Origin of the sequence: Flavobacterium chungangensis (assembly GCF_042654045.1) — a bacterium.
Taxonomy (GTDB): Bacteria; Bacteroidota; Bacteroidia; order Flavobacteriales; family Flavobacteriaceae; genus Flavobacterium; species Flavobacterium chungangensis.
Genome location: NZ_JBHSFY010000002.1, coordinates 148,494 through 160,911 on the forward strand (window position 1 = coordinate 148,494; position 12,418 = coordinate 160,911).

The window sequence follows — 12,418 nt, forward strand, 5'->3', positions numbered from 1 at the left end:
TAATTAAGTATTACTACGCAAATATAAGTATTTATACTTATAAAAATACGTAAATAAAATATTTTTTAAGTAGTAAGTAAGTTCGGTGGACTACGTATTTTGTCTTAATCTTTTACGTGGTGCGGGTTTTGAACAATTTGTTCCTTACTTAGTTTTTTTAAATTTGAAAGGATTCTAAATAAGCATTTCGAAAAAATATCGTAAATTCATAAGAATTTTACAGATGTTTTATAAAAGGAATATTTTTTAAACTAAGATCTTATGAAAAAATTACTTGTAATATTGTTATTAGCAGCTTTAATAATTGGCTGTAAAACGACTGCAAACAAAGAATCTGGCACAACATCTTCTGTAAGTTCAACAGAAGAAGATCTAAAATATTATTTTAAAGGAACTGGAAATGAGCCATTTTGGGGAATCAAAATAGGGAATGAAGAAATCGTTTTTACGTCATTAATTCCTGGAAAGGAAAAAATCGCTTTTCAAGCAGTTGATGCAATTAGGGCTATGGATGCTAATGTAAAAATGTATCAAGTAAGTAATGAAAATACTTCGGCAACCATTACGATTCAGCAATTGGATTGTCAGGATTCTATGTCTGGAGCGATTTCTCCTTACAGCGTAAAAGTCGAAATCAGAAATAATTCGGAATTAGAAACGAAGAAACTAAGCGGTTGCGGAAAATATCTTACCGATTATAGACTTCACGATATTTGGGTTTTGGAAGAATTAAATGGCTATAAAGTTTTTGCAACCGATTTTCAAAAAGAATTTCCGAGACTTGAAATTAATTCTGCAGAAAATAGATTCTCCGGCTTTGGAGGCTGTAATTCGATAACTGGACAAATCTTTTTTGAAAAAGATGTTTTGCGTTTCACTAAAGTGATTTCAACTTTAATGGCTTGTCCGCAAGGAAATAAAGAAGGTGAGTTTTTAAAAGCTTTACAAAGCACAACAACATATTCTATTGGAAATAATCAATTGACTTTGTCGAATCCTTCTGCGAAATTGGCTGTTTTTAAGAAGGTAGATTAGAGTTTTAAAATGTCCTATTTTATCTAAAATAAAGCTTATTCGGCTCTTTTTTATATTAGCACTAAAATATTTTTGTAAAATAAAACTTATAATATTTATTTTACATGAAAAGGATTTTAATGTTATTAATTGCAATGGTGTTAGTTTGCAGTTGTAAATCGACTAAAGAAACAAAAACAACAACTTCTACTAATCAAGATTTAGTGGAAAAGAAATTACAGCAAACTTGGATTTTGGAAAACTTAAACGGGAAAGTTATTACTGATAAAGATTTTTCAAGTTCTCCGAAAATTGTAATTACCTCCTCTGCATTTTCTGGTTCGACTGGATGTAATGCTGTAAAGGGCAATTTAGTTTCAAAAGGTGAAGGGAAAATTCAATTTTCAAATTTCACAACAGAAACTAAAAAGTGTGATGCAAAAAAAGAAGGTGAGTTCACGCAGTTGTTAAAAACAACATCAGGTTATTCTATTAAGGATAATAAACTTTTCCTTTCAAACCAATTTGGACTTACAATGTCTTTCAAAAAAGGTTAATTAAAAAAAATGAAAGGCTTCGATTGATTTCGAAGCCTTTTTTATTTTGATAAAAATATTGTTACTCAAACAATTCTTTAGGATCTTCTTCATTTTCTGATTCTTCTTCAATGAAATCCAATTCCAAAGCTCTTACGCTTTGAACCGCATTTCCGGCAATACCACGAATTGAACCGTACATTCCTAAAGTATTGTGAACTACTTTTTCGATTTGTTTTTCGCGTTGTTTCCAAATTCTCTGCATCGCTCTTTTTTCAGAATCGAGATCGCTTTGCATTTGCGTAAAACCTTCTACAATACCTTCAATCTGCAAACGGAATTCGTTGCTTGTAAGGAAATCATATAACATAGACATTTTATCGCCTTTATTTTCCTGTGCCTGAACTGCTTGATTAATTTGAATTAAAGATTGACGCAACACAGCACTTAAACCTTTAAATTCTTCATAGGTACAAATCCAGATTCCGTCGCGCATTCCCATTCGGTCCATTCCTGAAGGCATTACTTCAGTTACCAAAACACCAATATTGGCTCTTTTGGTTCTAATATCGTTTTTGAATTTCTCGATCCAAGAAGGCTGAAACGCTTTTGTTCTTTTACTTTCGTAATAAATAGAACCGCAATTTTGATGTTCTCTGGTGTTTACAACTTGAAGACAATCGGCGCCGTTTGCACCTTTTTTAATTTCATCAATGCTATCAAGAGGGAAGTTGTTAGCAAGCCATTCTTCAATCGCCAATTCCATTACTTCGCCTTGCAATTGCATTGAGCCTTGTTCTTGCTTACGCTTCATTTCTTCAGTTAGCTTTTTTTGTTCTTCAAGCTGTTTTTGAAGTTCTTTGAATTTTAATTCGTTTTTATCGTCTTCCTGTTTTCTTATTTTTTCGCGTTCCAAAGCCAATTGTGTATTCAATTGCTTTTCGGCTTCGGCTTGAATAGCATCTTTCATTTCCAGTTTTTCGCGTTGTAATTTTGCGATTTCACCTTCCATTTTATTTAATTCCCTGATTTTTTCAGATTTTTCAGAGAGTTCTTTTTCCATCAATAACAAACGATCTTTGTTTTCTTCCTCAAGTTTCGCTTTTAGTTTTTCTGAAATTTCTTTTTCGGCCGTTTTTTTCTCGCGCTCCAAACGTTCAGCAAAAAGTTCGTTTTCCTGTTTTTTCTTCGCTTCAAATTCGGACTTGGCTTTTTCCAATTGTTCGTTTTTAAGCTCTAATTCACGGTTTTGAACATTTGCTTTTTGCTGGAATTCTTTACGGATGCTGTCTTCCAACTGATGTTTTAAAACATCATTGACATCGATAGGAGTTCCGCAGTTTGGACACTGAATTGAAGATTGCTCGGCCATTTTATATTGAAATTTTATTGTAGAATTTGAATTTGCTAAGATATTTAAAAGTTCTCTTTTTGTGGTGCGGATTTCTGTACTAAATTGTAACGATTTTTTGTTATAGCCACGAGGGCGCTAACACACAAAGTTTCTTATGATTTAATCTCGCAAAGTCGCAGAGGCGCGAAGTTTTTTTGCCACAGATTAAAGGATTAAAAGGATTTATTGAATTGCCTCCAGCTTTAGCTGGAGGTATAAAAGTTGAATTAGAAAAGGCTTTAGCCAAATCAGTAGTTGTTTGGCTAAAGCCTTTTGAACTTAATTATTTTTCCATCCAGCTAAAGCTGGAGGCAACTTATAAATAAAAGCTTTGCGACTTCGCGCTTTGCGAGATTAAAAAAAATGCGTCTTAGCGCCTTTGTGGCAATAAAAACTCAACCGCAGATCGAGTAATCTCAGATTCATCTTCTTTTGCGGTAATAATTGAAACATTCGTATATAAATTCACTTTTTTCAATTCAATAAAACCAATTTCAGGATCTTGATTGTTTTTGGTAATGTTTGACGGAACAATTGAAATTCCTAATCCGTTTTTGACCAATTGTACGATGGAGTTGATGTTATTCGCTTCATGAATAATTTTTGGCGTAAAGCCATAAAAAGCACAAAGCTCCAATAAAACCTCATGATAATGTGGCGCATAATCTTTATTGAAGAAAACAAACGTTTCGTCTTTTAGGTTTGCAATTTCATTTTCTGATTTTATCTGAACGGATTTTTTATTGTAAACCAACGAAAATCCATCTTTAAACCATAAATGAGATTTTATTTTTGCAGAATGAATGGGCGATCTAATTATTCCCATTTCAATTTTTCCTTGCTCTAAAGCATCAATCTGTTTTGTGGTGGAAATCTCGAAAAGTTTGAAATTGACATACGGAAACTGCGCTTTCAAATGTTTTATCAAATCTGAAATGACAGAAGAATAAATCGAACTGATGTATGCAATTCTAAATTCGCCTGAGACGTTCTCTGCAATCTTTTTTGTTTTGATCGAGATGCGTTCCAGATTCTGAAAAAGCGCTTTGACTTCTTCCTTAAAATACTTTCCTGCTTCGGTAAGTTCTACTTTTTTATTGTTTCTAATGAAAAGTTTTGCCTGAAGTTCATCTTCTAGCTCTGCTATTTGTCGGCTTAATGGTGGCTGCGAAATAAAGAGTTTTTCTGAGGCTTTGGTAAAGTTCAGTTCTTCGGCAACTGCTAAGAAATATTTTAAGTGACGTAATTCCATGATACTTTTAAAGTATTATTAATTGATAAAAATAGTATTTTTAAAGTATTTATGAAAGAGGTAGTTTTGGTTTTAAGTTAAATGTTAGAAGTGAAACGTTAAAAGTGGGAGAGCTGTAACGAATAATTCATAACAGTAAACTTGTAACTTTTAAGATAAATTAAACTCTCGCAGATAGGGCAGATGTAGCAGATTATTAGTTTTAGATAAATCATCTTAATCATAATAATATCCCGATCATATAATAGCAAAAAGATTCGCTCCATTTGTTTAATCTGCGAGAGAAAAAAAACAAGGGCTATGAAAAAATCAACTATTGAAGAAATCAAAGAACGATTTGACAATGATGTCGAACGATTTTCAAACTTAGAAACAGGACAAGTGGCTACAATAGATGCTACTATTTCTTTAGAATTAATAACAGAAGCTTCAAAGCGAATTGTTCCAAATGCTACATCCATTTTAGATGTTGGCTGTGGAGCCGGAAATTACACGTTAATGATGTTATCTAAAGTGCCAAATTTAAACTGTACTTTGGTCGATTTGAGTTTGCCAATGTTGGATCGCGCTTTTGAAAGAGTTTCGGCAGTAACAAATGGAAAAGTAGAAATCAAACAAGGCGATATTCGAGAAGCAGCTTTAGAAGAAAACAGCTTTGATATTATTTTGGCTGGAGCAGTCTTACATCATTTGAGAGACGATCAGGATTGGGAAACTACTTTCGTTAAATTATTTAAATTATTGAAGCCAGGTGGTTGTTTGATGATTTCTGATTTGATCACGCAAGACACAGAATTATTGAATGAATATACTTGGCAACGTTATGGCGAATATTTAGAAGGAATAGGAGGGGCAGAGTATCGTCAGAAAGTTTTGGATTATATCGAAAAGGAAGATTCTCCAAGATCTATGAATTATCAATTGGATTTGATGAAAAAAGTAGGTTTTTCAAAAGTCGAAATTTTACACAAGAATATGTGTTTTGGGGCTTTTGGCGGTATTAAATAAGATTTTATTCGCCACGAATTCACGAATTAGTTTAAAAATCTTTGCGTATAGATTAAAAAAATAAATTCGTGAATTCGTGGCAGAAAACCTTTATAGAATCTGAGCAGTTTTATAAACCTGAATCGGAGTTGAAACCAGACTTTCGGTTTTTTTGATGAATTCTTGTAAATAAGATTGATTGTTGTGCAGGTCTAATCCTGGCTGATCTTTCCATTCTTCCCAAAGAATAAAAACATTTTCGGAAGTGTGTAAATCGTAACGAATACAGGCTGCTTCTTTTCTAGTTTCAGAAACTAAATTTGTCAGCAGGTTTTGAACTTCATTTAAATGCTCTGGTTTACTTTTTAAAATTGCTGTAATCGAAATCATAATTATAAGTTTTTAAAAGTTTGCTCTAAATGTTCGGTGTATTGTTTTTTAAAGATAACAATATTTTCTGGTGTTGCGCCTTTTTCTACATCATGAAAATGGAAGCCGTTTATTTTTTCCATTCCGGTGAATTTGTTCATTTTGTGAAAACCAAACATTACGCCATCATCAACAGAAGTCTGATCGAAGAATTCTCCTGGAAGTGTAAAAGCGGTTGCAGGTGCATTCCAGCTTGTAGTAAGCATGTATTTGCGTCCGTGTAGAAGTCCGCCTGTTCCATAATTGATGTCTGGGTTTACACGACTTCTTCCATCGCTTTTATAAATTCCGTTGTTGTGTCCTTGCGTGAAAACATCATCGAGGTATTTTTTGAAAAGGTTTGGAAGTTGAAACCACCAAACTGGTGTATGATAGATAATTAAATCTGCCCAAACGAATTTTTCTACTTCTTTTTGTAGATCTATTTCGTCTTCAATGTGAGTTGTTTTTATTTTGTAATCGTTGTTTTTAGAAAGAAATTCAACTGTCCAATCCTGAACGGTTTTATTGAATTGTCCTCCTGAATGCGCGAATTTTTGTCCGCCGTTAATAATAAATATCTTTTTCATTTTACTTTATGTTGTTATGGATACGTGATGCGTGAGGGATAGGAGCGATATCCTTTTAATTTTTTCTTTAAAAAGTAAAAGATTTAGCGGATAGCCCGGCCCTTGGGACACGCCCAAATTCTAAATTATTTAAGTTTTGAGATTTTTTTTAAACACATAGAAACATAGGTTTTTCTTTCTTGGAAAAGGGAATGGAAAGAAACTAGTTTCTAACACATAGTTGGCAAATCTTTGGCGAGTTACTTACGGAGATTCCTCGTTCCTCGGAATGACAAATTACGTTGACTATGTTTGTTAATGCAATTGAAACACCTTTTGTGCGCTATGAAACCTATGTTTCTATGTGTTTAAAAAAGAGAATTATTTTATTTTAGCAATCGCTTGATTTATAAATTCTAGTTCTGAAGCTGATAAATCGAAATTCATTGCTTTGGCGTTTGAAATGGCTTGTTCTGCGTTTCTTGCTCCCGCTAAAACAATTGCAATTCCTTTTTGTAAAGATGTCCAGCGTAAAACTAATTGTGATAAGCTTGCTTCTTTTGCATGTGCTAAAGAAGTTAATTCTTCGACTAATGTTTTTACTTTTTGAAGATCAAACTGATTGAAATAACCGTTTCTATGGTCGTTTTCTTTTAATTTGCTGTCTGTGAAATATTTCCCAGTCAATAAGCCTCTTTCCATTGGGCTGTAAGCAATGATTCCGATGTTTTCTGCAACTGTAAAAGGAATTAATTCTTCTTCAATTTTACGGTTCAGCATGCTGTAGGCTACTTGATTTGAAGCGACTTGAATTGTTTTTTGTGCTTCCTTAATTTGTGCAACATTGTAATTGCTTACTCCAAAAGCTCTGATTTTTCCTTGCTGAATTAAGCTTTCTGCGGCTTCCATTGTTTCAGAAATTGGAGTTGTTGAATCTGGCCAGTGAATTTGCAATAAGTCAATATAATCGGTTTGAAGGCGTTTTAAGCTTTCTTCAACTTCTTTAATTACGTTTGCTTTTGATGAATATTTGTAAATCGGAACTTTTTTTCCATTATCGTCTGCGTCAAAAAAGAAATCTCCTTTTCCGTTATTGCTTCCGTCCCAAACCAAACCGAATTTTGTAAGTAACTGAACTTTAGAACGATCTTGACTTTTAATAGCTTCTCCGATCATTTCTTCGCTTAAACCAAATCCGTAGAAAGGAGCGGTGTCGATTGTTGTAACTCCATGATCGATTGAAGCGTGGATAGAATCGATTGAATCTTTCTTTTCTGTTCCGCCCCACATGGTTCCGCCAATAGCAAATGCACCATAAGTAATAGCTGATAATTCAAGTTCTGAGTTGCCTAGTTTTCTATATTCCATGATTGTGATTTTTTGTATTTAAAATTGACGAGGCAAAATTATACTGTTTTTATGATTCTTATTTGGTATATATTTGTCTTTTTTAGGTATATTTGCATCTTCAAATAAATAGAATTATGAAAAAAGAAAACTTATATGAACCTTTTACGGTTTCTTTTGAAACGCTGAATGAATATCCAGATGTAGGAGATCGTCATAATTTTTTCGAACTGGTTTACATTTTGGAAGGAACAGGAAGGCAGTGTATTAATAAGAATATTTTTGAGTATGATCCGGGACATTTGTTTTTATTGACGCCTGAAGATTGTCATAATTTTACAATTGAAACCGAAACGAAATTTTTCTTTTTGAGGTTTAATGATATTTATTTGAAAAATTCTAGTCTGCAGAATGAAAATATTCAGCGGTTAGAGTATATTCTTCAAAACGCTAATCATCAGCCGGGCTGTATTCTTAAAAATGATCCTGACAAATGTCTGGTAAAGGTTATGATTGAAGCCATTTGCCGTGAGCATCAGGATAAAGATGTTTACAATCAGGAACTGATTCAGCAGTTGGTGAATACGCTGATTATTATCGTGGCGAGAAATATTGCGAAATATCTTCCAGAACAAATAACGATAAATACGGAAGCAAAAGCGATGGATATTCTGCAATATATTCAGAATAATATTTACTATCCTGAAAAGATTAAAGCAGAATCTATCAGCGATTATTTCGGGATTTCGAATACGTATTTAGGGCGTTATTTTAAGAAACATGCCAGCGAAACGATGCAACAATATATCAGTAATTACAAAACAAAACTAATTGAGCACCGTTTGCAATTTAGCGATAAGCGTATTAACGAAATTGCGTATGAGTTTGGTTTTACCGATGAAAGCCATTTTAATAAGTTTTTTAGAAAACAAAAGGGCTATAGTCCGTCTGAGTTTAGAAAGACGATTCGATTGAGTGCTTAATTTTTGTTCGCCACGAATTCACGAATTTGCACTAATTTTTTTTTGCCACAGATTAAAGTAATTAAAAAGATTTTTTTTGTTTCGGACAGATTTTAAATGAATTTTTAAAATAAATCTACTTAATCTGCGAGAAAAAAAAATCCGTGTAAATCCGTGTTTTCGCAAAGCGAATCTGTTTTATCCGCGTACTTTAATCTTCTTTTCCGATAATAAAATCAAAATGCTCCGTTTTACCGGCTCTTAAATTGTTGATTTCATTTTGAACTAGTTCTTCTATAGAATCAGCAACAATATTTCTGTCCCAAGATTCATTTTGAAGTTCGATGATTTGTCCAAATTTTCCTTTTGAAGCTGGATCTGTATCGTAAAGCAAATAATCGCCATTTCTTCCTGTAGCAAACGGAATCCATTTTGGGTTAGCGTAGTTATTGGTTTGTATTTTTTCGAAATCTATTTCTTGTTCTGGTAAGTCTTCTTCGTCAAATTGTAAATCTTGAATTGAATTCCATTCTTCGGCAATATCTTCAAACGGAATTAAATCGTAGCTCCAATTGTTTACTCCAAACTGGAAAACAGCCGTTACTGGGTCGTAATCTACATTTTTAACTTTATAAAAATTTATTAAAGCTGGCGGTATAGTAATATTATCTTCAAGCTCCATATGTTCTTGAATATCTTCTTCAGAAATTCCTTCTGTAAGATTGTAGTAATCGTTGTTTGTTGAAACAATTTTATTGATTTCCGAAATCCATTCCTGCCATAAGGGCTCAAATAATTTGAATTCGGGGTCAATAGCTGCAGTGATTTTCTTTTCTTTTTCTTCGGAACCGGAAATGCTCAGAGACGTAATTTTGCCATCTTCTTTATCAAACCAAACACTTATCCCGTTAAGAATGAAAGCGCCACTTCGATCTCCTTTAAAAAGCTTTACAAGCTGATTTTTATTGTCTTCGTAGTATTGAAATAATTCTTGTCCGTCAAAAATAAATTCTCCTGCAAAGATGCTTTTTGCGCAATAATCATATTCTCTAACCTCAAATTCAATGGCCAAACTTTCGACTTTGTTTCCTTCTTTAGAAAACGCCATAATGCCAAGTTCATCCCAAGTATAGATATGATTGTATTGTTTTTTTAGATATCTGTAATCTCCTAAAGCTTGTTTTAAAACTGTGATATCAATTGGGAATTCGATGTTTAGGTTATTAATCTGAAAGCCTGTTTTGGATAATTCAAGTTTTGTCATTTTGCTTTTTTGAGGGTTAGATAATCTTTTTGATTACGCGTAGTTTATGGGTGTGTTTGTTTAATTCTGGATTGTAGATTCCAGTATGGTCCAAACGGTCAATACGAACTTTTCCACTTGCGTGAATGATGTAATTGTTGTCCATTATGATTCCGACATGGGTAATGTTTCCTTCGTCATTATCAAAGAAAGCCAAATCACCTGGTTCGCATTCTTCAATAAAGCTTAAAGGATCTCCTTCAAGAGCTTGTTGAGAAGCGTCACGATGAATTTTATAACCGTTCAATTTGTAAACCATTTGAGTAAAACCAGAACAATCAATACCAAAAGGGGTTTTTCCTCCCCATAAATAGGGAGCATTCAAATACATAAAAGCCGTTTTTATTAAAGCGCTTTTAGGTTTGATGCCGCTGGTTTTGGTTCCTTCGAAATCGAAGTTTGAAATATTGATTTCGCTGTTGTTTAAAAAAGATAATGAAGCTCCAAGCGGAATTGGAAGCAGGAGATTGTTTGGAGCCGTGATGTAATCAATTAAATCTGCATTTAAAATAATCGACTCTTTGCTCAAAAGATCAAATTGCTCTTTGGTAATTTCCTGATATTGCTTAGAATCTACCCAGCCTTCATAATCATCAAACTGAATCTTAATTCGTGCCCATTGATTTTTGCGTTCTAAAATTTCGATATGCTCGCCAAACAAAAGCTGTGTGACAATTTCACTTCTGTCGCTGGCTTCAGCTCGAACGGGTACTATGGCTAAATTGCAAATTCCAAACATTTAAGGAAATTTATAAGTTGAAAAATCAGGAGTTGTATTTACTCCTGATTTTTTGTGATATTGTTTTAAGCTCTTTCGATAACAATTGCCGATGCGCCACCGCCGCCGTTGCAAATTGCAGCTGCTCCAGTTTTTGCATTGTTTTGTTCTAAAACATTCAGTAAAGTTACGATTATACGTGCTCCAGAAGCTCCAAGAGGATGTCCTAATGAAACCGCTCCACCGTTTACGTTTACTTTATCGTTATCAAGATTTAATATTTTTGCATTGGCTAATCCAACAACAGAGAAAGCTTCGTTAAACTCGAAATAATCAACATCCGAGATTGAAATTCCTGCTTTGTCTAAAGCTTTTGGTAATGCTTTTGCTGGACTTGTTGTAAACCATTTTGGTTCTTGTGCAGCATCTGCATAGCCTTTTATGTAAGCTAGAGGTTTTAAACCTAATGAGTTTGCTTTTTCTTCAGACATTAAAACCAAAGCAGCAGCTCCATCATTAATTGTTGAAGCGTTTGCAGCAGTTACAGTGCCGTCTTTAGTGAAAACTGGTGCTAAAGATGGAATTTTATCTAATTTCACGTTAGTATATTCCTCATCTTTTGAAAATATAACAGGTTCGCCACGTCTTTGCGGTACTTCAACAGGAACAACTTCATTGTCGAATTTTCCGGCGTCCCAGGCTTTTGCACTTCTTTCGTAAGATTGAATGGCAAATGCATCTTGTTCTTCACGGCTGATTTTATATTCAGATGCACATAAATCAGCACAAACTCCCATTGCGTTGTTGTCGTAAGCATCTGTTAAACCATCTTTTTGCATTCCGTCCAACATAGTTGCAGGACCAAATTTATTTCCGGCACGCATTTGAACGTAGTGAGGAATCAAGCTCATGCTTTCCATTCCGCCCGCTACTACAATTTCAGCGTCACCGCATGCAATTGCTTGTGCAGCAAACATTACAGCTTTCATTCCAGAGGCACATACTTTGTTTACTGTTGTAGCAGCAACTTCTTCAGATAATCCGGCAAATAATGCAGCCTGGCGCGCTGGTGCTTGTCCAACTCCTGCCTGAATTACATTCCCCATGAAAACTTCATCGACTAATTTTGGGTCAAGATTAATTTTTGAAAGCGCTCCTTTTATGGCAGCAGCCCCTAATTTTGGTGCAGGTACACTAGATAACCCGCCCATGAAACTTCCGATAGGTGTTCTAACGGCAGAAACGATAACAACTCTTTTGTTCATTTTCTGTTTAATAATAGTTAGTAAGCAAATTTAATGTTTATTTGAATAAATTCAAATTTTGTATTGAATAGGGTGATTTTAAATTTAAGGTCAAATTTTTGTTAATTCTATTTGTTTGATTGTGAAGTGGTTTTGAAAAAAGATAAAAAAAAACTAAAAAAACTCAAAAAAAAGCTTGTGAGAAAAGGAATGTTGTTATACATTTGCACTCGCAAAACGGAAGCAATTCCACTAGCAAGGAGAGGTGCCAGAGCGGTAATGGAGCAGATTGCTAATCTGTCGACGGGTAACCGTCGCCAGGGTTCGAGTCCCTGTCTCTCCGCTTAAATTTTGCCTCGGGGTGTAGCGTAGCCCGGTTATCGCGCCTGCTTTGGGAGCAGGAGGCCGCAGGTTCGAATCCTGCCACCCCGACTACAATTGAAATAATGGTCGCATAGCTCAGCTGGATAGAGCACCTGCCTTCTAAGCAGGCGGTCGAAGGTTCGAATCCTTCTGCGATCACAAGAAGCTACTCAATCGAGTAGCTTTTTTGTTTTATGTAGATAGTTTTGATTTCTATTCGTAGAAATTTTAAAATAATGGTTCCATAGCTCAGCTGGATAGAGCAACGCACTTCTAATGCGTAGGTCGAAGGTTCGAATCCTTCTGGGATCACAAAAGCCAC

At 34.4% G+C, this 12,418-nt stretch carries 13 protein-coding genes and 4 tRNA genes; 9 read left to right on the forward strand and 8 right to left on the reverse strand.

Annotation, left to right across the window (positions count from 1 at the left end; genetic code table 11):
- Positions 1–261: 261 nt before the first annotated feature.
- Both ACFO3N_RS03765 and ACFO3N_RS03770 read left to right on the forward strand, forming a co-directional pair.
- Positions 262–1,035, forward strand: a complete 774-nt coding sequence (locus ACFO3N_RS03765; protein ID WP_379795317.1) for an META domain-containing protein — start codon at positions 262–264, stop codon at positions 1,033–1,035.
- Between the two features lie 104 nt (positions 1,036–1,139).
- On the forward strand, positions 1,140–1,571 hold the full coding sequence (locus ACFO3N_RS03770; protein ID WP_379795319.1) for an META domain-containing protein: 432 nt from the start codon (positions 1,140–1,142) through the stop codon (positions 1,569–1,571).
- Between the two features lie 61 nt (positions 1,572–1,632).
- Here the strand turns inward: ACFO3N_RS03770 and ACFO3N_RS03775 are convergent, their stop codons facing one another.
- Positions 1,633–2,922, reverse strand: coding sequence for a DUF2130 domain-containing protein (locus ACFO3N_RS03775; protein WP_379795321.1), 1,290 nt, complete (start codon positions 2,920–2,922; stop codon positions 1,633–1,635).
- A 176-nt stretch (positions 2,923–3,098) separates the two neighbouring features.
- Between ACFO3N_RS03775 and ACFO3N_RS03780 the strand changes: the two genes are divergently transcribed.
- On the forward strand, positions 3,099–3,269 hold the full coding sequence (locus ACFO3N_RS03780) for a hypothetical protein (RefSeq protein ID WP_379795323.1): 171 nt from the start codon (positions 3,099–3,101) through the stop codon (positions 3,267–3,269).
- Between the two features lie 44 nt (positions 3,270–3,313).
- On the opposite strand, the gene ACFO3N_RS03785 is transcribed toward ACFO3N_RS03780, so the two are convergent.
- A complete protein-coding gene (locus tag ACFO3N_RS03785; protein WP_379795325.1) occupies positions 3,314–4,195 on the reverse strand; it encodes a LysR family transcriptional regulator in 882 nt (293 codons plus the stop codon).
- A gap of 273 nt (positions 4,196–4,468) precedes the next feature.
- Here ACFO3N_RS03785 and ACFO3N_RS03790 point away from each other — a divergent pair, with 273 nt between their 5' ends.
- Positions 4,469–5,203 (forward strand): class I SAM-dependent methyltransferase, encoded by a 735-nt coding sequence (locus tag ACFO3N_RS03790; protein WP_379795791.1) that lies wholly within the window; start codon positions 4,469–4,471, stop codon positions 5,201–5,203.
- Positions 5,204–5,293: 90 nt separating this feature from the next.
- Here the strand turns inward: ACFO3N_RS03790 and ACFO3N_RS03795 are convergent, their stop codons facing one another.
- From ACFO3N_RS03795 to ACFO3N_RS03805, 3 genes are all read right to left on the reverse strand, one after another.
- Positions 5,294–5,572, reverse strand: coding sequence for a putative quinol monooxygenase (locus ACFO3N_RS03795; protein ID WP_379795327.1), 279 nt, complete (start codon positions 5,570–5,572; stop codon positions 5,294–5,296).
- Between the two features lie 2 nt (positions 5,573–5,574).
- A complete protein-coding gene (locus ACFO3N_RS03800; RefSeq protein ID WP_379795329.1) occupies positions 5,575–6,180 on the reverse strand; it encodes an NAD(P)H-dependent oxidoreductase in 606 nt (201 codons plus the stop codon).
- 360 nt (positions 6,181–6,540) lie between these two features.
- Entirely contained in the window at positions 6,541–7,527 is a 987-nt protein-coding gene (locus ACFO3N_RS03805) for an aldo/keto reductase (RefSeq protein WP_379795331.1), read from the reverse strand.
- A gap of 116 nt (positions 7,528–7,643) precedes the next feature.
- Between ACFO3N_RS03805 and ACFO3N_RS03810 the strand changes: the two genes are divergently transcribed.
- Positions 7,644–8,489 (forward strand): AraC family transcriptional regulator, encoded by an 846-nt coding sequence (locus tag ACFO3N_RS03810; RefSeq protein WP_095930479.1) that lies wholly within the window; start codon positions 7,644–7,646, stop codon positions 8,487–8,489.
- Between the two features lie 190 nt (positions 8,490–8,679).
- On the opposite strand, the gene ACFO3N_RS03815 is transcribed toward ACFO3N_RS03810, so the two are convergent.
- The 3 genes from ACFO3N_RS03815 to ACFO3N_RS03825 all read right to left on the reverse strand — a co-directional run bounded on the left by ACFO3N_RS03815 (position 8,680) and on the right by ACFO3N_RS03825 (position 11,754).
- Complete coding sequence (locus ACFO3N_RS03815; protein ID WP_379795334.1) at positions 8,680–9,732, reverse strand: SMI1/KNR4 family protein; 1,053 nt, start codon at positions 9,730–9,732, stop codon at positions 8,680–8,682.
- Between the two features lie 16 nt (positions 9,733–9,748).
- Positions 9,749–10,510: a C40 family peptidase gene (locus ACFO3N_RS03820; protein ID WP_250836760.1), complete on the reverse strand. Its 762-nt coding sequence runs from the start codon at positions 10,508–10,510 to the stop codon at positions 9,749–9,751.
- Positions 10,511–10,575: 65 nt separating this feature from the next.
- Positions 10,576–11,754 (reverse strand): acetyl-CoA C-acyltransferase, encoded by a 1,179-nt coding sequence (locus ACFO3N_RS03825; RefSeq protein WP_379795336.1) that lies wholly within the window; start codon positions 11,752–11,754, stop codon positions 10,576–10,578.
- 238 nt (positions 11,755–11,992) lie between these two features.
- On the opposite strand from ACFO3N_RS03825, the gene ACFO3N_RS03830 reads away from it, so the two are divergent.
- From ACFO3N_RS03830 to ACFO3N_RS03845, 4 genes are all read left to right on the forward strand, one after another.
- Positions 11,993–12,076, forward strand: a tRNA-Ser gene (locus ACFO3N_RS03830).
- 14 nt (positions 12,077–12,090) lie between these two features.
- A tRNA-Pro gene (locus tag ACFO3N_RS03835) sits at positions 12,091–12,165 on the forward strand.
- A 16-nt stretch (positions 12,166–12,181) separates the two neighbouring features.
- Positions 12,182–12,255: transfer RNA gene (locus ACFO3N_RS03840), tRNA-Arg, on the forward strand.
- Between the two features lie 79 nt (positions 12,256–12,334).
- Positions 12,335–12,408, forward strand: a tRNA-Arg gene (locus tag ACFO3N_RS03845).
- Positions 12,409–12,418 lie beyond the last annotated feature (10 nt).